General features: G+C 68.7%; 30 protein-coding genes. 18 read left to right on the forward strand and 12 right to left on the reverse strand.

The annotated features are described in order from the left end of the window. On the forward strand, positions 1–539 hold a 539-nt coding region (gene purN, locus Q8Q71_RS10780), incomplete at its 5' end, for a phosphoribosylglycinamide formyltransferase (protein WP_305759595.1). Here the strand turns inward: purN and Q8Q71_RS10785 are convergent. Both Q8Q71_RS10785 and Q8Q71_RS10790 read right to left on the reverse strand, forming a co-directional pair. Continuing rightward, positions 532–1,857, reverse strand: coding sequence for a sorbosone dehydrogenase family protein (locus Q8Q71_RS10785; RefSeq protein ID WP_305759596.1), 1,326 nt, complete (start codon positions 1,855–1,857; stop codon positions 532–534). The two genes, purN and Q8Q71_RS10785, sit on opposite strands and share 8 nt — an antisense overlap. A 59-nt stretch (positions 1,858–1,916) precedes the next feature. Further along, the gene (locus Q8Q71_RS10790) at positions 1,917–2,819 is read right to left on the reverse strand and encodes a DUF1206 domain-containing protein (protein WP_305759597.1); all 903 of its coding nucleotides are present in this window, start codon (positions 2,817–2,819) and stop codon (positions 1,917–1,919) included. A gap of 103 nt (positions 2,820–2,922) precedes the next feature. Between Q8Q71_RS10790 and Q8Q71_RS10795 the strand changes: the two genes are divergently transcribed. From Q8Q71_RS10795 to Q8Q71_RS10805, 3 genes are all read left to right on the forward strand, one after another. Continuing rightward, positions 2,923–3,867, forward strand: coding sequence for an ABC transporter ATP-binding protein (locus Q8Q71_RS10795; protein WP_305759598.1), 945 nt, complete (start codon positions 2,923–2,925; stop codon positions 3,865–3,867). Next, positions 3,864–4,640, forward strand: a complete 777-nt coding sequence (locus Q8Q71_RS10800) for an ABC transporter permease (RefSeq protein ID WP_305759599.1) — start codon at positions 3,864–3,866, stop codon at positions 4,638–4,640. The genes Q8Q71_RS10795 and Q8Q71_RS10800 overlap by 4 nt, the downstream gene beginning before the upstream one ends. 99 nt (positions 4,641–4,739) lie before the next feature. Continuing rightward, positions 4,740–5,702: a hypothetical protein gene (locus Q8Q71_RS10805; RefSeq protein WP_305759600.1), complete on the forward strand. Its 963-nt coding sequence runs from the start codon at positions 4,740–4,742 to the stop codon at positions 5,700–5,702. Positions 5,703–5,707: 5 nt separating this feature from the next. Here Q8Q71_RS10805 and Q8Q71_RS10810 read toward each other — a convergent pair whose 3' ends face one another. Beyond that, positions 5,708–6,085, reverse strand: a complete 378-nt coding sequence (locus tag Q8Q71_RS10810; protein ID WP_305759601.1) for a hypothetical protein — start codon at positions 6,083–6,085, stop codon at positions 5,708–5,710. A 113-nt stretch (positions 6,086–6,198) separates the two neighbouring features. Here Q8Q71_RS10810 and Q8Q71_RS10815 point away from each other — a divergent pair, with 113 nt between their 5' ends. Genes Q8Q71_RS10815 through Q8Q71_RS10835 form a run of 5 tightly spaced genes read left to right on the forward strand, consistent with a single transcriptional unit; the run spans position 6,199 to position 8,810 of the window. Beyond that, complete coding sequence (locus tag Q8Q71_RS10815) at positions 6,199–6,546, forward strand: helix-turn-helix transcriptional regulator (protein ID WP_305759602.1); 348 nt, start codon at positions 6,199–6,201, stop codon at positions 6,544–6,546. Continuing rightward, positions 6,543–7,034, forward strand: coding sequence for an SRPBCC family protein (locus tag Q8Q71_RS10820; RefSeq protein ID WP_305759603.1), 492 nt, complete (start codon positions 6,543–6,545; stop codon positions 7,032–7,034). Before Q8Q71_RS10815 ends, Q8Q71_RS10820 begins: the two co-directional genes overlap by 4 nt. Further along, positions 7,031–7,693 (forward strand): dihydrofolate reductase family protein, encoded by a 663-nt coding sequence (locus Q8Q71_RS10825; RefSeq protein WP_305759604.1) that lies wholly within the window; start codon positions 7,031–7,033, stop codon positions 7,691–7,693. Before Q8Q71_RS10820 ends, Q8Q71_RS10825 begins: the two co-directional genes overlap by 4 nt. Then, positions 7,690–8,154: an SRPBCC domain-containing protein gene (locus Q8Q71_RS10830; RefSeq protein ID WP_305759605.1), complete on the forward strand. Its 465-nt coding sequence runs from the start codon at positions 7,690–7,692 to the stop codon at positions 8,152–8,154. The genes Q8Q71_RS10825 and Q8Q71_RS10830 overlap by 4 nt, the downstream gene beginning before the upstream one ends. Next, a complete protein-coding gene (locus Q8Q71_RS10835) occupies positions 8,154–8,810 on the forward strand; it encodes a glutathione S-transferase family protein (RefSeq protein ID WP_305759606.1) in 657 nt (218 codons plus the stop codon). Before Q8Q71_RS10830 ends, Q8Q71_RS10835 begins: the two co-directional genes overlap by 1 nt. Here Q8Q71_RS10835 and Q8Q71_RS10840 read toward each other — a convergent pair. After that, the gene (locus Q8Q71_RS10840) at positions 8,807–9,046 is read right to left on the reverse strand and encodes a zinc-finger domain-containing protein (protein WP_305759607.1); all 240 of its coding nucleotides are present in this window, start codon (positions 9,044–9,046) and stop codon (positions 8,807–8,809) included. The two genes, Q8Q71_RS10835 and Q8Q71_RS10840, sit on opposite strands and share 4 nt — an antisense overlap. A gap of 62 nt (positions 9,047–9,108) precedes the next feature. Beyond that, positions 9,109–9,363: a hypothetical protein gene (locus tag Q8Q71_RS10845; protein WP_305759608.1), complete on the reverse strand. Its 255-nt coding sequence runs from the start codon at positions 9,361–9,363 to the stop codon at positions 9,109–9,111. A gap of 165 nt (positions 9,364–9,528) precedes the next feature. Between Q8Q71_RS10845 and Q8Q71_RS10850 the strand changes: the two genes are divergently transcribed. After that, positions 9,529–10,503: an ABC transporter ATP-binding protein gene (locus Q8Q71_RS10850; RefSeq protein ID WP_305759609.1), complete on the forward strand. Its 975-nt coding sequence runs from the start codon at positions 9,529–9,531 to the stop codon at positions 10,501–10,503. Positions 10,504–10,603: 100 nt separating this feature from the next. Here the strand turns inward: Q8Q71_RS10850 and Q8Q71_RS10855 are convergent, their stop codons facing one another. Genes Q8Q71_RS10855 through Q8Q71_RS10865 form a run of 3 tightly spaced genes read right to left on the reverse strand, consistent with a single transcriptional unit; the run spans position 10,604 to position 13,380 of the window. Further along, positions 10,604–10,978, reverse strand: a complete 375-nt coding sequence (locus Q8Q71_RS10855) for a Tat pathway signal protein (RefSeq protein ID WP_305759610.1) — start codon at positions 10,976–10,978, stop codon at positions 10,604–10,606. Positions 10,979–11,012: 34 nt separating this feature from the next. Beyond that, positions 11,013–12,008, reverse strand: a complete 996-nt coding sequence (bioB, locus tag Q8Q71_RS10860) for a biotin synthase BioB (protein WP_305759611.1) — start codon at positions 12,006–12,008, stop codon at positions 11,013–11,015. Positions 12,009–12,048: 40 nt separating this feature from the next. Next, positions 12,049–13,380 carry an amidohydrolase family protein gene (locus Q8Q71_RS10865; protein ID WP_305759612.1) on the reverse strand — a complete coding sequence of 444 codons (1,332 nt, stop codon included), beginning with the start codon at positions 13,378–13,380 and terminating at the stop codon, positions 12,049–12,051. Positions 13,381–13,540: 160 nt separating this feature from the next. Between Q8Q71_RS10865 and ahcY the strand changes: the two genes are divergently transcribed. From ahcY to Q8Q71_RS10880, 3 genes are all read left to right on the forward strand, one after another. Then, a complete protein-coding gene (gene ahcY, locus Q8Q71_RS10870; protein WP_305759613.1) occupies positions 13,541–14,932 on the forward strand; it encodes an adenosylhomocysteinase in 1,392 nt (463 codons plus the stop codon). Between the two features lie 107 nt (positions 14,933–15,039). Next, positions 15,040–15,246: a twin transmembrane helix small protein gene (locus Q8Q71_RS10875; protein WP_055826683.1), complete on the forward strand. Its 207-nt coding sequence runs from the start codon at positions 15,040–15,042 to the stop codon at positions 15,244–15,246. A gap of 3 nt (positions 15,247–15,249) precedes the next feature. Then, on the forward strand, positions 15,250–15,828 hold the full coding sequence (locus Q8Q71_RS10880) for a cob(I)yrinic acid a,c-diamide adenosyltransferase (protein WP_305759614.1): 579 nt from the start codon (positions 15,250–15,252) through the stop codon (positions 15,826–15,828). A gap of 187 nt (positions 15,829–16,015) precedes the next feature. Here the strand turns inward: Q8Q71_RS10880 and Q8Q71_RS10885 are convergent, their stop codons facing one another. Beyond that, positions 16,016–16,348 (reverse strand): hypothetical protein, encoded by a 333-nt coding sequence (locus tag Q8Q71_RS10885; protein ID WP_305759615.1) that lies wholly within the window; start codon positions 16,346–16,348, stop codon positions 16,016–16,018. A gap of 123 nt (positions 16,349–16,471) precedes the next feature. Between Q8Q71_RS10885 and Q8Q71_RS10890 the strand changes: the two genes are divergently transcribed. Next, complete coding sequence (locus Q8Q71_RS10890; RefSeq protein WP_305759616.1) at positions 16,472–17,236, forward strand: electron transfer flavoprotein subunit beta/FixA family protein; 765 nt, start codon at positions 16,472–16,474, stop codon at positions 17,234–17,236. Further along, positions 17,236–18,165, forward strand: a complete 930-nt coding sequence (locus Q8Q71_RS10895) for an electron transfer flavoprotein subunit alpha/FixB family protein (RefSeq protein ID WP_305759617.1) — start codon at positions 17,236–17,238, stop codon at positions 18,163–18,165. Before Q8Q71_RS10890 ends, Q8Q71_RS10895 begins: the two co-directional genes overlap by 1 nt. An 86-nt stretch (positions 18,166–18,251) precedes the next feature. Here the strand turns inward: Q8Q71_RS10895 and Q8Q71_RS10900 are convergent, their stop codons facing one another. Genes Q8Q71_RS10900 through Q8Q71_RS10910 form a run of 3 tightly spaced genes read right to left on the reverse strand, consistent with a single transcriptional unit; the run spans position 18,252 to position 19,607 of the window. Then, entirely contained in the window at positions 18,252–18,794 is a 543-nt protein-coding gene (locus tag Q8Q71_RS10900; protein WP_305759618.1) for a GNAT family N-acetyltransferase, read from the reverse strand. After that, positions 18,791–19,264, reverse strand: coding sequence for an SRPBCC family protein (locus tag Q8Q71_RS10905; protein ID WP_305759619.1), 474 nt, complete (start codon positions 19,262–19,264; stop codon positions 18,791–18,793). The genes Q8Q71_RS10900 and Q8Q71_RS10905 overlap by 4 nt, the downstream gene beginning before the upstream one ends. Continuing rightward, positions 19,257–19,607: a helix-turn-helix transcriptional regulator gene (locus Q8Q71_RS10910; RefSeq protein WP_305759620.1), complete on the reverse strand. Its 351-nt coding sequence runs from the start codon at positions 19,605–19,607 to the stop codon at positions 19,257–19,259. Before Q8Q71_RS10910 ends, Q8Q71_RS10905 begins: the two co-directional genes overlap by 8 nt. A 135-nt stretch (positions 19,608–19,742) precedes the next feature. Between Q8Q71_RS10910 and Q8Q71_RS10915 the strand changes: the two genes are divergently transcribed. The 3 genes from Q8Q71_RS10915 to Q8Q71_RS10925 all read left to right on the forward strand — a co-directional run bounded on the left by Q8Q71_RS10915 (position 19,743) and on the right by Q8Q71_RS10925 (position 22,968). Further along, a complete protein-coding gene (locus tag Q8Q71_RS10915; RefSeq protein WP_305759621.1) occupies positions 19,743–20,021 on the forward strand; it encodes a DUF167 domain-containing protein in 279 nt (92 codons plus the stop codon). A gap of 95 nt (positions 20,022–20,116) precedes the next feature. Then, positions 20,117–21,613, forward strand: a complete 1,497-nt coding sequence (locus Q8Q71_RS10920) for an amidohydrolase (protein ID WP_305759622.1) — start codon at positions 20,117–20,119, stop codon at positions 21,611–21,613. Next, entirely contained in the window at positions 21,613–22,968 is a 1,356-nt protein-coding gene (locus Q8Q71_RS10925) for an amidohydrolase family protein (RefSeq protein ID WP_305759623.1), read from the forward strand. The genes Q8Q71_RS10920 and Q8Q71_RS10925 overlap by 1 nt, the downstream gene beginning before the upstream one ends. The last annotated feature ends 5 nt before the right edge of the window (positions 22,969–22,973 follow it).

The raw sequence follows: 22,973 nt of genomic DNA on the forward strand, positions 1-22,973 counted from the left end.
TCGCGGGCGCCGGAGGACTGGCGAAGGCGAGCGACGCCGGGATCGAGACAGCGACCGTCGAAAGCAAGCCGTTCGGCAAGGACCGCGAAGCCTTCGAGCGCAAGCTTCATGACGTGCTTGTGGCCCACAATATCGAACTGGTCTGCCTTGCCGGCTTCCTCCGCCTGCTGACACCGTGGTTCGTCAAGCAGTGGGAAGGCCGGATGCTCAACATCCACCCGGCCCTGCTGCCCTCCTATCGCGGGCTGCATACCCACGAGCGCGCGCTGGCCGATGGCGTCAAGATTCACGGCGCGACGGTTCATTTCGTGGTGCCGGAAATGGACTCCGGTCCGATCGTCATGCAGGGCGCGGTCGCGGTGCATGACGACGACACGCCGGACACCCTGGCTGTGCGTGTCCTCGGCGTCGAGCACCGGATTTATCCGGATGCGCTGCGCCTCGTCGCCAGCGGCGGCGCGCGGCTGGAGAACGGCTTCTGCAAGGCCGGAAACGGCAACAGCGCAGAAGCCGCCCTGATCGTGCCGGCGATTACCTAGACGCGGACTTCGCGGCGGGCGTCACGCGCCACACGACATTGCCGACGTCGTCGGCCACCAGCAGGGCGCCGGCGGCGTCGAACTGGACCCCGACCGGCCGGCCCATCGCCTGATCCCGGTCATTGAGGAAGCCGGTCAGAATGTCCTCGGGCCGCCCCGCGGGAACCCCGCCGACGAACGGCACGAAGATGACGCGGTAGCCGTTGCGCGGGGTGCGGTTCCAGGAGCCGTGCTGACCCACGAAGGCCCCGCCGCGGTAGCGCGCCGGGAACAGTCCACCCTCGCCGAAAGTGAGACCCAGCGACGCCGTATGGGAACCCAGGGCGTAATCCGGCTTGAGAGCGCGGGCGACCATGTCCGGATTGGGCGGTTCGACCCGGGCGTCCACGATCTGGCCGTAATAGCTCCAGGGCCAGCCATAGAAGCCGCCAGGCGTGACCGAGGTCATGTAGTCGGGGACCAGATCGTTGCCGAGTTCGTCGCGTTCGTTGACCGAAACCCAGAGCACGCCGCTGTCCGGCTGCCAGGCCAGGCCCACCGGGTTGCGCAGGCCCGAGGCGAAGACCCGGTCGGCGCCGGTGGCGATGTCGATCTCGTGGATGGCGGCGCGCCCGACTTCCTCGTCGAGGCCGTTCTCGCCGATATTGGAGTTCGAACCGACGCCGACATACAGCCGGGCCCCGTCCGCGCTGGCGACCAGGCTCTTGGTCCAGTGATGATTCCGGCCGGCGGGCAGTGGCGTCACCCGGCGGGGAGCGGCGTTGATCCGCGTCTGGCCGGTCCGGTAGGGAAAGGCGACCACGGCGTCGGCGTTGGCGACGTAGAGCGTGTCTCCCACCAGGGCCATGCCAAAGGGCGAGGTCAGGTTCTCGAGGAAGGCGGTCTTCGTTTCCGCCGTCCCGTCCCCGTCCGCGTCGCGCAACAGGGTGATGCGGTTGGCGCTGGGGGCCTTGGCGCCGGCCTTCTTCATGAACAGGCCCTGCACCCAGGCGCGCAGCCCGCCCTCCTTGCCCTCGGGCTTGGGCGGGGCGTTGGTCTCGGCGACGAGGATGTCGCCATTGGGCAGGCGATAGAGCCAGCGCGGATGATCGAGGCCCGAGGCGAAGGCCTGGACCCGGAAGCCCGAAGCCGGGACCGGCGTCTGGCCGGCGGGCCAGCCGACCGCCTCGGCGACATTGACGCGCGGGAAGATGGAGGTTTGCGGTTCCGGCAAGGTCGGATTCGGGCCGAAGCCGGCGGCCGGATCCAGCGCCGGCGCGCTTCCGCAGGCTGCGAGGGCCAGGAACAGAACGGCGGCGGCGGCGGGTCGAATGGTCATGGCGAACTCCGGCGATGGGGGAATACCGCAGATACCCGACGGTTCCCCGCAGGCGCGGTTCAGAGCTTCAGCTTGCGCGGGGGGCGGATGCGGCGAAACCGCGCCTCGATGAAGGAAAAGGCTCCGAAGGCGACGAAGCCCAGGGCCCCGGCGATCAGAACCCAGGAACCGGCCGGCTGGCGCTCCACGGCCTCCAGCGCCGCGCCGAGGCTGGTTACGTCCGACGCCTTCGACCTGAGACCGGCGATCACGACAAGGACGGCCAGCGGGAGATAGGCCAGGCCCCGGGCGACGTGGCCGATGCGGGCCAGCGGGGCCACGCGGCGACAGGTCTTTTCCGAACAGGCTAGATACCGGGTGAAGTCCTCGCGCCACGCCTTGACGATATTTCCCGCCCCCGTGCCGAAGATGAGCAGTCCTCCGACGACCAGCAGCCAGTTTCCGAACGGGAGGGACAGTACGGTGGCGGCTTGTTCGCGACTGCGCTCCACGCCCTCGGCCGCCGGATCGGCGCCGGGGGCGTGAACCAGGAGGCTGAAGGCCGCGAAGGACAGGGCCGCATAGCTGAGGCCGCTGAACCCCTGGCTCAGGCGGGTGCGGAGACCGTGGCCGGACACGCCCTCATGGTCGGCGTCAAAGACGGTTTGCAGCAGCCGCCACATCACGAAGGCGGTCAGCCCCAGACCGATCAGGAACATCCATAGCCGACCCAGCGGGCGCACGGCCAGCCAGTCGAGCGCGCCCTTGATCCCGACCGTGTCCCCGATCACCTCGACCGCGGCCAGCAGGATCAACATCCCGGCGGACAGATAGACGAACCCCCGGGCGCCGTAGCCCAGACGCGCCGCCAGTTCGAGCAGGTCGCGCAGGGGCGGGACCCGGCGCAGCAGGGACGATCGACGGCGCCCCTGCTCGCCCAGGTTGGCCAGGCGGCGGCGAAGCAGGGCGAGGGGACTGGGCACGGCGACGGTAACTCGCGGCCGGGAATATGGCTCCGCTGTTCGATCCCCGCCCTTGAGGTGCGACAGGCGGACGCATATCTGCCTGCCTCTCGGGAGGGCGCGCATGCAGCCGGTGATATCGATCCAGGGTCTGACCAAGACCTACAAGTCGGGCCTCCAGGCCCTCAAACCCATCGACCTGACCATCGGCAAGGGCGAGATATTCGCCCTGCTCGGGCCTAACGGCGCGGGCAAGACGACACTGATCTCGATCGTCTGCGGCATCGTCACGCCGACGACGGGCACGGTGACGGCCGACGGTCATGACATCCAGACCGACTATCGCGCGGCGCGGTCGAAGATCGGCCTCGTGCCGCAGGAGCTGACCACCGACGCCTTCGAGACCGTGCTGGCCACCGTCACCTTCAGCCGCGGCCTGTTCGGCAAGGCCCCAAACCCGAAACACATCGAGAAGGTGTTGCGCGAGCTGTCGCTGTGGGAGAAGCGCAACGACAAGATCATGACCCTGTCCGGCGGCATGAAGCGCCGCGTCATGATCGCCAAGGCCCTGAGCCACGAACCCGACATCCTGTTCCTCGACGAGCCGACCGCCGGCGTGGACGTCGAGCTGCGGCGCGACATGTGGAACCTGGTGCGGCGGCTGCGCGAAAGCGGCGTCACCATCATCCTGACCACCCACTACATCGAGGAGGCCGAGGAGATGGCCGACCGGGTCGGGGTGATCCTGAAGGGCGAACTGATCCTGGTCGAGCAGACGGCCGAGCTGATGAAGAAACTCGGCAAGAAGACGCTGACCCTGAACCTGCAGGAGCCGCTGGCCGCGATCCCGACGGAGCTCGCCGAATGGTCGCCGACGCTGAAGGCCGAGGGGCACGAACTGGAATACGTTTTCGACTCCAACCTCGAGAAGACCGGGGTGCCGTCGCTGCTGCGCAAGCTGTCCGACCTCGGCATCGCCTTCAAGGACCTGAACACCAGCCAGAGCTCGCTGGAGGATATCTTCGTCAGCCTGGTCCACCAGGACAAGACCGACAGGAGCGCGGCATGAACTCGCTGACCTTCAACGGCCACGGCGTCTGGGCCATCTACAAGTTCGAGATGGCGCGGGCCATCCGCACCATCTGGCAGTCGGTCGTCACCCCGGTGATCACCACGGCGCTGTATTTCGTCGTCTTCGGCTCGGCCATCGGCAGCCGGATGACCGAGATCGACGGCGTGCCTTACGGCGCCTTCATCGTGCCCGGCCTGATCATGCTGAGTCTGTTCACCCAGTCGATCTTCAACGCCTCGTTCGGCATCTATTTCCCGAAATTCACCGGCACCATCTACGAACTGCTGTCCGCGCCGGTATCGCCGCTCGAGATCGTCATCGCCTATGTCGGGGCGGCAGCGACCAAGTCGGCGGTGCTGGGGCTGATCATCCTGGCCACGGCGGCCTTCTTCGTGCCGCTGCGGATTCTGCATCCCGTCGAGATGCTGGCCTTCCTGATCCTGATCTCGACGACCTTCAGCCTGTTCGGCTTTATCATCGGCATCTGGGCCGACGGCTTCGAACAGCTGCAGATGATCCCCATGCTGGTGGTCACGCCCCTGACCTTCCTGGGCGGATCCTTCTATTCGATCGACATGCTGCCGCCGGCCTGGCGGACGGTGACCCTGTTCAATCCGGTGGTCTATCTGATCTCGGGCTTTCGCTGGACCTTCTACGGCAGCGGCGACGTCGGCATCGGGGCCAGTCTGGCGGCGACCCTGGGCTTCCTGTTCGTCTGTCTCGCCATCGTGGGCTGGATGTTCAGGACCGGTTATCGCCTGAAGAACTGAGGTCTTCAGATTGGGGCCACGAAAGGGGCCAGATCGGCGGACACCTTGGCCGCCCTCCGCGTTTGATGAAGCGCGCCGGCGACCGGCGCGGGAGTTTCCATGTCCACCGACGCCGACAAACCGCTGAACGGGGCGACAGAGCCCTTCCGCCGTCCCGTGATCTGGGGCCGGCCGCCCCAGACCGTGTTCCGCGCCGGACCGCTGCCGAAGGGCGAGCGCCTGCCGCCCCTGCCCGAACCGCCGCGTGAATCGCAGGTGAGGCCGCCACGGGCGGTGGGACAAGGCATTCTCAGCGGATCGATGATTCCCCGCGCCGCGCCCCGGCCTGCTCCGCAAGCCCTGACGACGGAAACGCCCGTCGTCCCCCCGCCCGAAGCCCGGCCGGAACCCGCCCCGCGTCCGGTTCCGACCCTCCACGCGTCCGACCCCGATCTGACCGTTCGACCCCTGCCCCCGCTCGAGCCCGGACCCACGAAGCCGGTCGCCGCGCTGCAACTCGAGGCGCTGCCGGCCTTCCAGCCGGCCGTCCGGGACGAACCGGAGCCCGCGAGGGCCCCGGCTCCGGCCGCTTTCCGGACGGAACGAGCGGCGCCGGGGCGAAAGCTCCTTTATGGAGGCGTCGCCGCCGGCGCGGTCGCCGTACTCGCCCTCGGCGGCTGGATGTTGACCCGGCCTCCGGCGGATGCGCCGGTCCCGGCCGGATCCGCTTCACCGCCGGCCGTCGAAACCGCCGTCGCGCCGCCCGCGGCCTCCCCGCCGACCGTCGTGGCGACGCCGACGCCGGAGCCGGCCCCCCGGCTCGAACCCGTCACGCCCATTCCAGCCCCCGCCAGGCTCGCGCCGGCCCGGATTCCTGCGCCCACGCCGGTGCGCGAGACGTCGCCCGCCGCGACACGCCCTGCTCAGCCGCCGCCAGCGGAAGCGCCGGCCCCGACGATCGCGCCCGCACCATTGATCGAGATCGCGCCGGCTCCGCCCGCAGGCCCGCCGCCGACCGAGGCCGAACGTCCGTCCGCCGATCCGGACGCGCCCATCGCGACGCGGCCCCAGCCGATCGGCTGAGGCGTCTAGCGAATGGCGACGTAGCCGCGCTCGACCATGTGGCGCAAACCCTCGTAGGCCTCGGCCAGTTCCTCGTAGGCCGTTCGAGCCGACGTCAGACGGGCGATCTGATCGGGCGTCGAGGGCGCGCCCGACTCCGACTGACGCAGCCCCTCGGCCGCCCATTTCCCCCGCGCCGTGGCGGCCAGGATCGCCAGACGCTGGAAGGTCGCCGCATCCACCTTCGGCAACATCTGGCCGAGAACCTCGCGGTTGGCGACGAAGGCCGAATAATCGATCTGCTCCAGCAGACCGCGCAGCCGTCGCTGCTCCTGCGGATCCGTGTCCTGGGGCTCGAAATGATCGCGCTGTCGGCGGTAGCTGGACGTCTGGATGGTCGACATCTCGCCTCTCCGGAATGGGGAGCACCAGCGTGCGCCGCGCCGATTAACGCGCCGTTATCCCTGTTCTCTCCGCGTGGGCTTGCGTGCCTCCATCCGGCTTGATACTTAAGCAGATGCTTCAGCATCAAGCGCCGCTCGATCTCGCCTTCCAGGCGCTGTCCGATCCGACCCGGCGGGCCATGGTCGAGCGCCTGTCGCGGGGACCGGCCTCGGTCAGCGAGCTGGCGGCGCCCTTCCCGATGTCGATGTCGGCAGTGGCGCAGCACCTGAAAATTCTCGAGGCGTCGGGCTTGGTCGCCTCGGAGAAGACGGGGCGGGTCCGGACCTGCCGCATCGAGGCCCAGGCTCTCAGCGCCGCCGAACGCTGGATCAACGAGCGCCGGAAGTCGGTCGAACGCAGTCTGGACCGGCTGGGCGCTTTTCTGAACGAAACCCGGGACGAAGAGGAGTTTCCGAAATGACCGCCGCCGCCCGCACCTCGGTCGCGCACGGGACCTTCACGGTCGAGCGTCGCTACGACGCCTCGCCCGCCCGCGTGTTCCGCGCCCATTCGGATCCTGCCGCCTTCCGTCGCTGGTTCGCCGAGGGCGATAACTGGACGATCCATGAATGGACGCAGGACTTCCGCGTCGGCGGCCATTTCGGCGGCCGCTTCCGTTTCGGCGACGAGAGCAACGACACCTGGTTCAACGACACCGAATACCTGGACATCGTCGAGGACCGGCGGATCATCCTTTCCTACGTCATGGGCCGTGTGGCGGGCGGGGAGAAGCAACGCGCCTCCGCCTCGCTCGCGACCACCGAACTGATCGCCGACGGTTCCGGGACGCGCCTGATTTATACGGAGCAGGGGGCCTTCTTCGAGGGAGCCGACGACATCGCCGAGCGCGAACACGGCTGCACCGCCATGCTGGAAGCCCTGGGCCGGGAACTGGAGGCGCACCCATGACCGGCAAGGTGCGCGTCGACGCTTTCAGCGTCTCGGTCGACGGGTTCGGTGCCGGACCCGACCAGAGCCTCGCCCATCCCCTGGGCGTGGGCGGAGAAGGGCTGCATCACTGGTTCTATCCGACCGAAACCTTCCGGACGCTCTTCGGCCAGTCCGCGGGCGAGACGGGCGTGGACAACGACTTCGCGACCCGCAGCATGGAGGGGATGGGCGCATGGATCATGGGCCGGAACATGTTCGCACCGAGCCGGGGAGACTGGCCCGACGACGGCTGGAGGGGCTGGTGGGGCGCCGAGCCGCCCTATCACGTGCCCGTCCTGGTGCTGACGCATCACGCCCGCGAGCCGATCGAGATGGAGGGCGGCACGGTCTTCCACTTCGAGACCGGGGGCATCGAGGCGGCGCTCGAGAAGGCGCGGGCGTTCGCGGGCGACAAGGACATCCGCATCGGCGGCGGCGCGGAAACCGTCCGGCAGTATCTGAAGGCCGGGCTGATCGACCGGATGCATGTGGCCATCTCTCCGGTGGTGTTGGGCCGGGGCGAGCCGCTATGGGACGGCCTGGACCTGCCGGCTCTCGGCTATGAAATCGCCTCCAGCACAGCGGGCGAGCGGGCGACCCATCTGATCCTGACCCGCGCGTTGGAGAGGCGGCCGTGAGCGACCTGTTCTTCGGGGCCTTCGCCATCGTCCGCCGCTATGACGCCCGGCCGGAGCGCGTGTTCCGGGCCTTCGCCGACCGTGAGATCAAGCAGCGCTGGCTGGGCTGCGAAGAGGTCAGCGCGCCAGTGATCGAGCGGCTGGATTTCGAAGTCGGCGGTCGCGAGATCAGCCGCGGCGGCGGCGAGGACGGCGCCGAGCACCTGTTCGAAGGGACCTACCTCGACATCGTCGACGGGCGCCGCTTCGTGTTCGCCTTCGTCATGCATGTCGGCGGCCGAAAGATCTCGGCCTCGCTGGGGACCGTCGAATTCACGCCGGACGGCGAGGGGACGGTCCTGACCTTCAACGAGCAGGGCGTCTATTTCGGCGAGGACGGCTGGGCGGGGCGCGAGGAGGGCACGGCCGCCGGGCTGGATCAACTGGGCGTCTGGCTGGCGTCGCAACAGAAGGACGCCTGATGATGACGCTGCATCTCTGGTCCCATCCCTACGCCGCCTACGGCCAGAAGGCTTCGGTGGCGCTGTACGAGCTGAACCTGCCGTTCGAGCTTCGGCTGGTCGACGCGGCCGACGAGGCCGGCATGGCGGCTTTTCGCGCCGTCTCGCCCTTCGGCAAGATGCCTGTCCTGGTCGACGGCAATCGCCGCGTCGTCGAATCCAGCATCGTCATCGAATATCTGGACCGGCTGGCCGGCGGCGGGCGGCTGATACCCGGCGATCCCGAGACGGCCCTGGAGGCGCGTTTGATCGACCGCATCGTGGACACCTATGTCGGCGGGCCGATGAACCGCATCATTCCGCGCAAATTCCGGCCCGCCGGGAACGAGGATCCCTGGGGCGACGCCCAGGACGAAGTCGTTCTGGCGGCGGGCTGGGACTGGCTGGAGGATCGGTTGGCGGATGACCGGACCTGGGGTGCGGGCGAGGCTTTCACCCTGGCCGATTGCTGCGCGGCGCCGATCCTGACCTATGCCCGGCGGCTGGTTCCATTCGGCGACCGGCCGCGACTGCGGGCCTGGCACGGTCGCCTGATGGAGCGCGCGTCATTCGTCAGGGCGCTGGAGGACGCGGCCCCCTATGGCGACCTGATGCCGGCGCCACCGCCGCGGGACTAGTGCGCCTCAGGCGGTCGGGCGGCGGGACTCAGGTATTCGTTCTCGGGCTTCGGGCGGGCGTCGAGCACGAACCGGCGGTCGCAATAGGCGCACTCGACGAAGTCCGCGCCGCCCATGTCCATATAGACCAGCGGATGGCCGAGGGCCCCGCCGCCCCCGTCGCAGGCCACGCGCCTGGTCGGGACCACGATGGCTTCGGGGGGGGGAATGATCGCATCGGCGTGGCGCGGCGGCATGGGCGACCCTGACTGGTGACGACTTCTGTCGGCCGACTCCCTAGAAGGCCGGCCGCCCGGCGTCAAACCGTCTGCGGGCCGCGGCGGAAGACCCGGTCGAACAGGGCCTTGCGCTTGCGGAACAGGGACCAGCCCAGACAGCCGGCGGCCACCCACAGGCCGATCTCGCCGATCACCGCGGCCGGGCCGCCGATCAGCAGCGCCTCGCGCATCGGCACGTCGCCCATCTTGGTCAGCACGACCATGGCGGTGAAGGTCCCGTAGCCCAGCAGACAAGCCGCGAAGGCGGTCCAGCCGATCATTCTGGTGCGGTTCATCGTTTCAACTCCGTCAAGCAAGCTGTTCATAATGACAAGCACGCTAGACATCACCGGAAACGATGTCAAGCGTCATTGACACGAGCGTTCGACGATGGCGGCAGCGGGCTTGGCGGCGACGTGGGGCGCGCCTACCTAGGCCGGTCATCGATCGAAAGCCGCCGCATGCCCGAAGCCGCCGCCCTGCCCGCCAACGCCATCGAGGTGCGGGGGCTGGAAAAGACCTATGCCGGCTCGAAGAAGGCGCCGCCCAAGACGGCCCTGCGCGGCGTCGATCTGGTCATTCCGCGCGGCTCGATGTTCGGCCTGCTGGGCCCGAACGGCGCGGGCAAGTCGACCCTGATCAACATCCTCGCCGGCGTGGTCAACAAGACCGGCGGGACGGTTTCGATCTGGGGCCGGGACATCGACAACCAGCCGCGCGACGCCCGCGCCGCCCTGGGCGTGGTGCCGCAGGAGATCGTCGCCGACGTCTTCTTCACCCCGCGCGAGGCGCTGGAGGTCCAGGCCGGATTCTACGGCGTCCCGGCCGGCGAGCGCCGCTCCGACGAACTGCTCGCCGCCCTGGGTCTCTCTGACAAGGCCCACGCCTATGTCCGCGCCCTCTCGGGCGGAATGAAGCGGCGGCTGATGGTGGCCAAGGCCCTGGTGCACAATCCGCCCATTCTGATCCTCGACGAACCCACGGCCGGCGTGGACGTCGAGCTGCGCCGCCAGCTGTGGGACTACGTCCGCCGGATCAACGCCGAGGGCGTGACCATCCTGCTGACCACCCACTATCTGGAGGAGGCCCAGGAGCTGTGCGACACCATCGCCATCATGAACCGCGGCGAGGTCGTGGCCTGCGAGCCGACCCCGCAACTGCTGAGACGGCTGGACACGCGCAATGTGGTGGTGACGCCCGAGGGCGAGCTGGACGGCCTGCCGAAGCTCAAGGGGTTCGAGGCGGTCGCGCGGCCCAACGGCGCCTTCGCCGTCACCTACAAGAAGGGCCAGTCGTCGGTGGAACAGGTGCTGGCGGCGGTGCGGGCGGCGGGAGTCACCATCGCCGACATCGTCACCGAGGATCCGGATCTGGAGGACGTCTTCCTGGCCCTGACCTATGGGGACGCGAGCCGGGTCAGTCCTACGAAGGACTGAGGAAGGACCGGGTTGTCGCCCTTGTCGTCGTTGTCGACAATGTCCGCGGACGGATTGTCGATGATATGGAGGGCGAATTGTATCGGTCGCCGAGCGCCCCTCAGACCACCATCACCGTCCCGATCAGCAGCCGCGCGCCGGCTCGGCCCATAACCGTATTGGTCGCGGCCTGGAGCTGGACGACCAGCCGCTCGACGTCAGGCGGGGAGCCGGGAAGGAGCGCCGTGGCGGCCTGCTGGACAACGGCGGCGTAGGCGGCGCGCAGGCGCGGGGCGGACTGGGCGACGCGGGTGCGCAGGGCGGCGTCGGGCGTGTCGATCCCGGTCTCGACCGTCATCACCCCGCGCCGGCCGCCGGCGCGGATCACGTTGGCGGTGATCGTCGGCAGACGCAGATAGCTGCTTTGAGGCGCGGACCCGCCGCCGCTGGTCTTCCGGGGCGAGGCCTTCAATCCGAGCAGGGCGCGACGATCCATGCCCCGATCCTGACACGCGTCGCTTAAGGCGCAGTTACGCCGCGGCCCCGACCGCGGCCGGTTCCATGGCCTTCAGATCGAGGAGGGCGAACAGGGCCGCATCCTCGTCCTGTTCGGGATTCGGCGTGGTCAGCAGCTTGCCGCCGACGAAGATGGAATTGGCCCCGGCCAGGAAGCACAGCGCCTGCATCTCGGCGCTCATGGTCTCGCGCCCGGCCGACAGCCGGACCATGGCTTTGGGACAGACGATCCGGGCCACGGCGACGGTGCGGACGAACTCGACAGGATCGATCTGGCCCTCGGCCAGCATCCGCTCGCCCAGAGGCGTGCCCGTCACCGGCACCAGCGCATTGACCGGCAGGCTGTCGGGATGCTCGGGCAGGGTCGCCAGCGCATGCAGCAGGCTGGCCCGGTCGCGCCGCGCCTCCCCCATGCCGACGATGCCGCCGCAGCAGGTGCTCATCCCGGCGTCCCGCACATGCTGCAAGGTGTCGAGCCGGTCCCGATACGTCCGCGTGGTGACGACCTGAGCGTAGTACTCCGGGCCCGTATCCAGATTGTGATTGTAGTAATCCAGCCCCGCCGCCTTCAGCTGCCGCGCCTGGTCGGCGGTCAGCATGCCCAGGGTTGCGCAGGTCTCGAGGCCCAGCGCCTTCACGCCGGCGATCATGGTCGCCAGCTTCGGCGTATCGCGGTCTTTCAGCTCGCGCCAGGCCGCGCCCATGCAGAAGCGGCTGGCCCCGCCGGCTTTCGCCGCCATGGCTTCGGCCAGGACCGCGGTCGCGTCCATCAGTTTCTCGGCCTTCAGCCCGGTGTCGAAACTGGCCGACTGGGAGCAATAGCCGCAGTTCTCGGCGCACCCTCCGGTCTTGATCGACAGCAGCTGGCTCTTCTGCACCTCGGACGGGTCGAACCACGTCCGGTGCACGGTCGCGGCCTCATAGACCAGCTCCATGAAGGACCGGGCGAACAGGCCCTCGACCTCTGCAAGCGTCCAGTCGTGGCGGGGGGTGGCGAGGTCACGGGTCATGACGGACTACCTAGCCCCGCCGCCCGATCCCGCCAAGCCGTCAAGGCTCGTCGCGGTAGACCCGGCCGTCGCGCATGACGAAGTCCATCGAGGTCAGGACCGCTACATCCGCCAGCGGATCGCCATCGACCGCGACGATGTCGGCCCGCTTGCCAGGCTCGAGCGAACCCATCTCGGTCGACAGCCCCAGCAGGTCCGCGGCGTTCACGGTCGCCGCCTGGATCGCCGCCATCGGCGTCATGCCGTGCTGGACCATAAGGGCGAATTCGTCGGCGTTGCGGCCGTGCTTCGACACCCCGGCGTCGGTGCCGAAGGCGATCCGCACGCCCGCCGGGAACGCCCGCTGCAGCGACTGGCCGGTGATCGAGATGCGCCACTGGATCTTGGGCAGGACCTCGGGCGGATAGGCGTCCGGATCGGCGGCCAGACGCTCGATATAGCCGTTCACCGTCGACAGGGTCGGGACATAGTAGGCGCCCGACTGGCGGAACAGGCGGATGGTGTCGTCGTCGAAGATGGTGCCGTGCTCGATAGAGTCCGCCCCCAGCCGCAGCGCCATGTTGATGCCGTCGGCGCCGTGGGCGTGGACCGCGACCTTGAGGCCGTACAGGTGCGCCGTCTCGATCAGGGCGCGGGCCTCGTCCTCAAACATCTGGGCGCCGAGACCGGCGCCGATGCGGCTGTTGACCCCGCCCGTGGTGGCGATCTTGATCACCCTTGCGCCGCGCCCGACCTGGAGGCGCACCGCCTCGCGGCAACTTTCGGGGCCGTTGCAGACATTGTCGTGGGGCGTGACCTCGCGGAGATCGTCGTTCAGGCCCAACCGCCCGTCCATATGGCCCGAGGTGGTCGAGATGCTGTTTCCGGCATCGATGATGCGGGGCCCGGGCAGGCTGTGGGCGGCGGTGGCGTCTGCCAGGGCCAGGGTCACCCCGCCGTCGTCGCCGAGGTTCCGCACCGTGGTGAAGCCGGCCATCAGGGTCTTCCGGGCGTTGTCCGCCGCGCGATAGGCGTGGGTCGGCAGGTTTTCGGTGATCCCGGACAGGAAACCCGCCTGGCCGCCGAGGTCCGAGACCAGATGCACATGGCTGTCGATCAGGCCGGGCAGGACGAACCGATCCCGTTGGTCGATCACCGTCGCGCCCGGAAAGGCGGCGGCGTCGACGAAGCCGTCGCGGATCTCGACGATCAGTCCGTCGCGCACCACCACGGTCGACGGACCGCGCGGGGCCTGGCCCGGGCGGTCGAGCAGCCGACCGGCGTGGATCAGGGTGACCGGGCCCGTCGGGGCGGAGGCCGCCGTCTGCGCCATGGCCGGGGCCGCCAGCGCCAGAACCGCCGCAATCCCAACGCTCGCCATCAGTCTGTGCATGACCCGTCTCCCGAACAGGCGGCCATGTTGAGCGCACCTGTGCGCATCGCGCCAGAGGCCGGTGGGTCGCAAACACATAAAGATATCCTTATGTGTTTCTTGCTCCAGAGCCGCGACCGGTCTATAGGCCGCGCGAACAGTCTCCCGGAAAGCCCGACTCATGACCGACTACATCGTCCGCGACATCTCGCTTGCCCCCTTCGGCAACAAGGAAATCGCCATCGCCGAGACCGAAATGCCGGGCCTGATGGCGCTGCGCGAAGAGTTCGGCGCACAACAGATCCTCAAGGGCGCCCGCATCGCCGGCAGCCTGCACATGACGATCCAGACCGCCGTGCTGATCCAGACTCTGGAAGCCCTGGGCGCCGACGTCCGCTGGGCCTCGTGCAACATCTTCTCGACCCAGGACCACGCCGCGGCCGCCATCGCCGCCAACGGCACTCCCGTCTTCGCCACCAAGGGCGAGACGCTGGAAGAGTACTGGGATTACGCGCACAAGATCTTCGAATGGGCCGACGGCGGCTATCCGAACCTGATCCTCGACGACGGCGGCGACGCCACCCTGCTGTGCGTCCTCGGCCCCAAGGCCGAGAAAGACCTGTCGCTGCTGGCCAATCCGCAGAACGAGGAAGAGGAAGCCCTCTTCAAGGTCATGAAGCGCTACATCGCCGAGAAGCCCGGCTTCTATTCGGCCATCCGCGACGCTATCGGCGGCGTGTCGGAAGAAACCACCACGGGCGTCCACCGCCTGTACGAAATGGCCAAGAAGGGCGACCTGCCGTTCCCGGCCATCAACGTCAACGACAGCGTCACCAAGTCCAAGTTCGACAACCTGTACGGTTGCCGTGAATCGTTGGTCGACGCGATCCGCCGCGGCACCGACGTCATGCTGTCGGGCAAGGTCGCCGTGGTCTGCGGCTACGGCGACGTCGGCAAGGGCTCGGCCGCCTCGCTGCGCCAGGGCGGCGCCCGGGTGAAGGTCACCGAGGTCGATCCGATCTGCGCCCTGCAGGCCGCGATGGAAGGCTATGAGGTCGTCACCGTCGAGGACGTGGCCGGCGAAGCCGACATCTTCGTCACCGCCACCGGCAACAAGGACGTCCTGACCGTCGAGCACATGCGGGCGATGAAGAACAACGCCATCGTGTGCAACATCGGCCACTTCGATTCCGAGATTCAGGTCGCGGGCCTGAAGAACTTCAAGTGGGACGAGATCAAGCCGCAGGTGCACCACGTCGAGTTCCCGGACGGCAAGAAGATCATCCTGCTGTCGGAAGGCCGTCTGGTGAACCTGGGCAACGCCACGGGCCACCCGTCGTTCGTGATGAGCGCCAGCTTCACCAACCAGACCCTGGCCCAGATCGAACTGTGGACCAACGCCAAATCCTACGAGAACCAGGTCTACACCCTGCCCAAGCACCTGGACGAAAAGGTCGCCATGCTCCACCTGGGCAAGCTGGGCGCGAAGCTGACCACCCTGTCGAAGGAACAGGCCGACTACATCTCGGTCCCGACCGAGGGGCCGTTCAAGCCGGACCATTACCGCTACTAGGCGGAAAGGCCGAAAGACCGAGGAAGGCCCGCATCGCCATGCGGGCCTTTTTTGCTGCGGCGTCGGGGCCGCTGGCCTCCGGGCCCGCCGCCGCCTAGATTGCCGCCATGGGCGACGTACTCAACATTCTCATCCTGCTGGCGATCGCGGCGGTGGCCGTAACCCTCGGGTTCGGCATCTATTCCCTGTATCGCGGCGGGGATTTCGCGCGCTCGCACTCCAACAAGCTGATGCGGCTGAGGGTGGCGTTGCAGGCCCTGGCCATCGTCCTGCTCGTCATCGGCATGTGGTGGAAATCCACGCACGGGGCCTAGGTCATGGTCGTCCTCAACCGCATCTATACGAAGACCGGCGACGGCGGCCGGACCCGGCTGGCGTCGGGCGCGCCGGTATCCAAGAGCGACGCCCGGGTCGAGGCCTATGGCGCGGTGGACGAGCTGAACAGCGTCATCGGCACAGCCCGGCTGCATTCGGGCCAGAACGACCGCATCGACGCCATGCTGGGCCGGATCCAGAACGAGCTGTTCGACCTCGGCGCCGATCTGGCCACGCCGCTGGACCCGCCGCCGAAATGGGAGGCGCTGCGCATCGTCGACAGCCAGGTCGAGCGCCTGGAGACCGAGATCGACTGGATGAACGAGAGCCTGAAGGAGCTGGACAGCTTCATCCTGCCGGGCGGTTCGCCCCTGTCGGCTTACCTGCATCTGGCCCGCACCGTGGCGCGGCGGGCCGAGCGGGAGGCCGTGCGGCTGGTCGAGGCCGGCGAGGCGGTGACGCCGGCGGCCGTGCGTTACCTGAACCGGCTGTCGGACCATCTGTTCGTCGCCGCCCGCCGGGCCAACGCCAACGGGGCCGACGACGTGAAATGGAAGCCGGGGGCCACGCGCCAGGTCTGAAAACACCGTGCGAAGCGTGCGAAGCGTGCGCTCAGTGCGCAGCCCACTGGAAAAACACCGTCCGAAGCGTCCGAAGAGTCCGTTCGCGGAGGGATCGCTGCATTCGATTGTCAAAGACCGGGCCCGAAGGTCCGGTCAGGGAAGCATGCCCCTGCGCCAAAAACGGACGCAGGCGGCGGAACCCGATCTATTGCGCGGCCAGCGCCGCGCGCTGGCGGTCGGCCTCGGCGTCGCGAGCGGCCCGCTGGGCCGCCAGCGAATCCTCGATGGCCACCAGTTCGCGGTTCTTCTCGGCCGAGGCGGCCGCGCGTTGACCGGGAAGGGGGCGACCGGTGATCTCGGCGATCGAGATCGGCTGCGCGCAGACCCGGCCCTGCGGATCCCACCATTTGCCGCCGGCCTCGCAGCGGTCGCCCGGCGCGACGACCAGTTTCTCGTAGGCGAACATCCCGCCCATCAGCACGGCGAAGGTCGCCAGGAACAGGACGCTCAACCGCTTCATGGTGAGGAGACGATGCATGACAGGTTCCTGGGCTTTGCGGGACGGACGAACGGGGGCGGTTGACGCGGCGTTACGTTGACAGGCCGGGCAAGGCGTACCTATTGCCTGACCCAACATTCCGGCGACTTTGTGGATAGCGCAATGAAGGTTCTCGTCCCCGTCAAACGGGTGATCGACTCCAACGTCAAGGCCCGCGTCAAGGCGGACCAGAGCGGCGTCGACCTGGCCAACGTCAAGATGAGCATGAATCCGTTCGACGAGATCGCCGTCGAGGAGGCCGTGCGCATGAAGGAAGGCAAGGAGCACCACGCCGCCGGCACGGCCGACGAGATCGTGGTCGTCTCCATCGGCGTGACCCAGGCCCAGGAGACGATCCGCACGGCCCTGGCCATGGGCGCGGACCGCGGCCTGCTGATCCAGTCGGATGCGGACCTCGAGCCGCTGGCGATCGCCAAGCTGCTGAAGGCGGTGGTCGACGAGGAGAAGCCGGATCTGGTGCTGATGGGCAAGCAGTCGATCGACGGCGACAACAACGCCGTCGGCCAGATGCTGGCGGCCCTGCTGGACTGGCCGCAGGCGACCTTCGCCGCGAAGATCGGGATCGCCGGCGGCAAGGCCACCGTGACCCGCGAGGTCGACGGCGGCATCCAGACGCTGGCCGCGACCCTGCCCGCCGTGGTCACCGTGGACCTGCGCCTCAACACGCCGCGCTACGCCTCCCTGCCCAACATCATGAAGGCCAAGAAGAAGGAAATCGCGGTCAAGGCGGTCGCCGATTACGGCGTCGATGTCGCGCCCCGCCTGAAGGTGGTGAAGGTCACCGAGCCGCCCAAGCGTTCGGCGGGCGTCAAGGTGACGGACGCGGCCGATCTGGTCGCCAAACTCAAGACAGCGGGGGTCCTGTAATGGCCGTTCTCGTCATCGCCGATCACGACGGCACGACCGTCCGCGAGACCACCCACAAGACGGTGACCGCCGCCGCGGCCATCGGCGGGGATGTCGACATCCTCGTGGTGGGACAGGGCGCCAAGGCGGCCGCCGACAGCGCCGCGAAGATCGCCGGCGTGCGCAAGGTGCTTCTGGCCGAGTCCGCGGGCCTGGGCCATCACCTGGCCGAAGCCGTCGAGGCGACGGTCGTCGGCCTGGCCGGCGGCTATGACGCCATCCTTTCGCCGGCCAGCATGGACGGCAAGAATTTCATGCCGCGCATCGCCGCCAAGCTGGACGTCGCCCCGATCTCGGACATTGTCGAGGTCGTTTCCGCGGACACCTTCGTGCGCCCGATCTACGCCGGCAATGCGCTTGAGACCGTCCAGTCGTCGGATGGCAAGAAGGTCATCACCGTGCGTCCGACCGGCTTCGCCGCCGCGGCCGAGGGCGGCTCGGCCAAGGTCGAGAGCGTCGCCGGCGCCGACGCCGGCAAGTCGGTCTTCGTCAGCGAGGAGATGGTCAAGTCGGACCGTCCGGAGCTGGGCGCGGCCAAGATCGTCGTCTCGGGCGGCCGGGCGCTGGGTTCGGCCGAGGAGTTCCACGCCGTCATGGACCCGCTGGCTGACCGGCTGGGCGCCGCCGTGGGCGCCTCGCGCGCCGCCGTCGACGCCGGCTATGCGCCCAACGACTACCAAGTCGGCCAGACCGGCAAGGTGGTGGCCCCGGCCCTCTACATCGCCATCGGCATCTCGGGCGCCATCCAGCACCTCGCCGGGATGAAGGACTCCAAGGTCATCGTCGCCATCAACAAGGACGCCGACGCCCCGATCTTCCAGGTCGCGGACTATGGCTGGGTCGCGGATTACAAGGTCGCCGTGCCGGAGCTGATGAAGGCGCTGGGGTAGGGCCCGGTCAAACGGATCGAGACGGGCGCGGCGCCGAAGGGGGCCGCGCCCTTTTCATGGGCTTGGGCCGCCATGGGCAGGCTCGTTCAACCCTGCAAGGCGACGGGCTGCTCCATGAGCAGCGCCATCGGAAGATCGGCCTCATACGTCCCGTCGGGAAGGCGGAAACGTCGCTCGAAACGCCCCTCCTGGCGGAAGCCGACTCGTTCGTAGAGGCGAATCGCATGCGTCAGGCCTTCCCTGACGACGAGCTCAACGCGCTCGACCCTCGGCGTCAGGGCCGACGCCTTCGCAAGCAGTTCCAGAAACAGTTTGTGGCCTATGCCCCGGCCCTGCGCTTCGGGCGCGACCGCGACCGTCAGATCCCAGAGCACATGCTGGAACTGCACCGAGGGCATGCGGCTGGCCTTGATCACGCCGACCAGCTGCGAGCCGTCCCAGGCGCCGAGGGCGATCCCGCCCTGGAGCGCGCCCGAGAGGGCCTCCTCCATCCATGGCGGATCCATCTCGTCGGGGAGCCGGCCAAGGCCGCCTTCGGCCCGACGCATGAGGGCCAGGACCTCGGGCGCGTCGGCGAGGCTCAACGGCCGGAGGGAGAGGTCGGCCGGATCCGGCGCCGGCGACGTCACGCTTTTGCGACCAGAGTGACCAGCAGTTCGTCCAGCTGCTCGAACTGTTCGGGCATTCCTTCCTCCGCCCCATGGCCGGCGTCGAGGGCTTCCTTCGAGGGGTAGAGTTCGTGGACGGTCAGGAGCGTTTTGCCGTCCCTCTCCTCGAAGGTCACCGTGGTCACGGGGCCATCTTCGCCCTCCTCATTCGTCCAGACGAGGCGCGAGGGCGGCTCCACTTCGAAGTATTTGCCGACGAAGGCCATGGACTGCGAGGCGTCATGCCCGAACTCGAGCCGGTAGCTTCCGCCGGGGCGAACGTCCATCACGCACGACAGCAGGGGCACGCCTATCGACTTCGGCGCCCACCACAGTTTCATCAGCTCGGGTTTCGTCCACGCCTCGAACACGATGCGCGCCGGGCCGTTGAAGGTGCGGGTCACGACGAGCTCGCGCCCGGACGTTCGTTCGATCCGGGTGGGGTTAGTCATCGGCTTTCTCCCTGAGTTTCAAGGTCTCGACCACCTGATCCAGCGCGTCGAAGCGTTCGGCCCAGATCTGGCGGTAGGTCTCGATCCATGCCGCCTCTTCGTCGAGCCGGCGCAGGCCGAGCCTGCAGGTCCGCACGCGGCCGACCTTCTCCGTCGTGACGAAGCCGGCATGCTCAAGGACGCCGACGTGCTTCTTCATGCCGGTGAGGGTCATGTGGAATCTGTCGGCAAGCTCGGTGATCGAAGCGTCCGAACGTCCGAGCTGCTCCAGAACGCCGCGTCGGGTGGCGTCCGAGAGCGCGGCGAACGAGGTGTTGAGGCGGGATGTCGTATACTGAACCATATGGTGCAGTGTCTAGCCGACGGATTGGCGACACGCAAGAGCGGCGGACCGTCCGAACACCGAGCAGGGGATCGAAAGCGGTCGCCCGGCGAATGCGCCGTTGAAATCCCGCCGCCCGTCTGATCTTCCATCGCCATGGCCCATCTCGCCGTCAGACTGACCCCCGGCGCTTCCGCCGACCGCATCGACGGCTGGGACGTGGACGGCGAGGGACGGCCCGTCCTGAAGGTCCGGGTGCGCGCCCGGCCGGTCGAGGGCGAGGCCAATGAGGCCCTCGTCAAACTGCTGGCCAGGGCCTTGCGCGTCGCGAAATCGGCGGTGGCGATCCAGCGCGGCGGGCAGTCGCGGATCAAGATGCTCGACATCGCCGACCTGTCGAACGACGAGATGCGAAGCCGCCTTACCGGTTTGTAATGTTTCCGGCTTTGACGGGACCCGCCGGAGGCTTTTGTAATCCGCCCCGACCTGCGCCCCAATCCTCAAGCCGGGCGCCCCAAGGGGAACGATCGATGAGATTCCACGCCTTGCGGGGCTCCAGCCTCGCTGTCGTCGCCTGCGTCCTGGCGGGCTCTCTTGCGCTGTCGGCCTGCGCCACCACCGGGGACGACGACACGCCCGCCGCGGACGATTCATCCGGCGACGAAGCGCGCGAGCCGCTGGCCCGGGGCCTCGACCCTGCGGCCAACCCCGACCCCTTCCCATCGACCTATCGCGGCCTGCCGCGCGAGAACATGGCCATCGTCGGCGGGACGGTCTTCACCGGCGCCGGCCAGCGCATCGAGAACGGGGTGGTCGTGGTCACCGACGGCAAGGTCGCCGCGGTCGGCGACGCCTCGACCCCGGTCCCGGGCGGGCACCGCGTCGTCGATGCGCGAGGGCGGTTCGTGACCCCGGGCATCATCGACGTGCATTCGCACCTCGGCGTCTATCCCTCGCCGGGCGTGTCGGGGATGAGCGACGGCAACGAGGCGACCAATCCGAACACCGCCCAGGTCTGGGCCGAACACTCCCTGTGGCCGCAGGATCCCGGCTTCAACGCCGCCCGCGCCGGCGGGGTGACCACCCTCCAGATCCTGCCCGGCTCGGCCAATCTGTTCGGCGGCCGCGGCGTGACCGTGCGCAACGTCCCCTCGGTGACCATGCAGGGCATGAAGATGCCCGGCGCCCCCTACGGGCTGAAGATGGCCTGCGGCGAGAACCCGTCGCGCGTCTATGGCGGCCGCAACACCTCGCCGGCCACCGGCATGGGCAATGTCGCCGGCTATCGCGCCGCCTTCATCGCGGCCCGCGAATACAAGGCCAAATGGGACAAGTGGCGCGAGGACGGCGAGGGCTCGCCCCCGACCCGCAACCTTCAGCTCGAGACCCTGGCCGGGGTGCTGGACGGCTCGGTGCTGGTCCAGAACCACTGCTACCGCGCCGACGAGATGGCGGTGATGATCGATATCGCCAGGGAGTTCGGCTACGAGATCACCGCCTTCCACCACGCCGTCGAGGCCTACAAGATCGCGCCCCTGCTGGCCCGCGAGGGCATCTGCGCCGACATGTGGACCGGCTGGTGGGGCTTCAAGATGGAGGCCCTCGACGCCGTCGAGGCCAACGCCGCCCTGGTCGACGCGCCCGAAGGCTCCTGCGCCGTCATCCACTCGGACGACGCCGAACTGACCCAGCGGCTGAACCAGGAGGCCGCCGCCGGCCTGGCCGCCGGCCGCCGGATGGGGATGAACATCTCGGAGGAGCGGGCGATCAGCTGGATCACCCTGAACCCGGCCCGGTCGCTGGGCATCGCCGACCAGACAGGCTCGCTGGAGCCCGGCAAGCGCGCCGACGTGGTGATCTGGAGCGCCAATCCGTTCAGCGTCTACGCCCGCGCCGACCAGGTCTTCATCGACGGAGGGCTGAGCTTCGACCGCATGAACCCGGCCTACCAGCCGCTGTCCGACTATGAGCTGGGCCAGCCCGGCTATGGTCTGTCCGCCGCCAACGTCCCGCAGGGAGCCCGCTGATGCGCCTCAGGAACCTCATCCTCGGCGCCGTCTGCGCCGCCGCCCTCGCCTCGCCCGCCTTCGCCCAGTCCCTGACCGCCATCACCGGCGGACGGGTGCTGACCGGAACCTCGGTGATCGAGAACGGCACGGTGGTGATCCAGAACGGCCGGGTCGTCTGGGTCGGAACCGGCGCCGCCCCCTCGGGCGCGCGCGTCATCGACGCCCGCGGCAAGGTGGTCGCGCCCGGCTTTGTCGCCGTGGACAGCGGCCTCGGCGCCTCGGAAATCTCGTCGGTCGGCGGGTCGGACGACCAGTCCAACGGGGCCAACTCGATCAGCGCCTCGTTCGACGTCAGCTATGGCCTCGATCCGTGGTCCTTCACCCTGCCGGTCGCGCGCCTGGGCGGCATCACCCGCGCCATTGTCGTGCCCAGCCATCCGGGCGGCGGCGGCGGCAATCACCGGGACGACGGCGACGCGGACTTCGCCGGCGTCGGCGAGGGCGGCTACCAGGCGCCCAGCCTGTTCGCCGGACAGGCGGCGATCATCCATCTGGCGCAGGGGACCGACATCCTGGTCAAGCCGCGCGTGGCCATGGTCGCCCCGTTCGGCGAGGCCGGGGCCGGCGTCTCGGGCGGCGCCCGCGGGGCCGAGTTCACCCAGTTCAAGGAAACCCTGGCCGAGGTGCGGCTGTATGCGCGCAACCGGGCTGCCTACGACCGCGCGGGCCTGCGCGACCTCAGCCTGTCGCGGGCCGATCTGGAGGCGCTGATCCCGGTGGCCAACGGGACCCTGCCGCTGATCGTCACCGTGCACCGCGCGGCCGACATCCAGCAGGTGCTGCGTCTGGCGCGCGAGGAAGGGGTGAAGATCATCCTCGACGGGGCCGAGGAGGGCTGGCTGGTCGCGGACCAGATCGTGGCCGCCAATGTGCCGGTGCTGCTGAACCCGATCTCCAACCTGCCGGGCGATCTCGAGACCCGGGCGGCGCGGATGGAGAATGCCGCGGCCCTCGACGCCGCCGGGGTCCTGATCGCCATCAAGGGCAACGAAGGCTCGATCCACCGCGCCCGCGAGACCCGCTACAACGCCGGCAACGCCGTGTCGCACGGCCTGCCCTACGATGCGGCGATCGAGGCGATCACGGTCAATCCTGCCCGCATCTTCGGCATGGCCGGCCAGTTCGGCGAGCTGCGCGCGGGCGCGGCGGCCGATGTGGTGATCTGGTCCGGCGACCCGCTGGAGCCGCTCAGCATCGCCGAGACCATCTTCATCGGCGGCGCCGAACAGGCCCCGACCAGCCGCCAGTTCCTGCTGCGGGATCGGTATCGCGCGGGCGGCGAAGGGGCGATGCCGCCGGCTTACACAAGGTAGGGCGC

Source organism: Brevundimonas sp. (assembly GCF_030704825.1).
In the GTDB taxonomy this organism is placed as follows: Bacteria; Pseudomonadota; Alphaproteobacteria; order Caulobacterales; family Caulobacteraceae; genus Brevundimonas.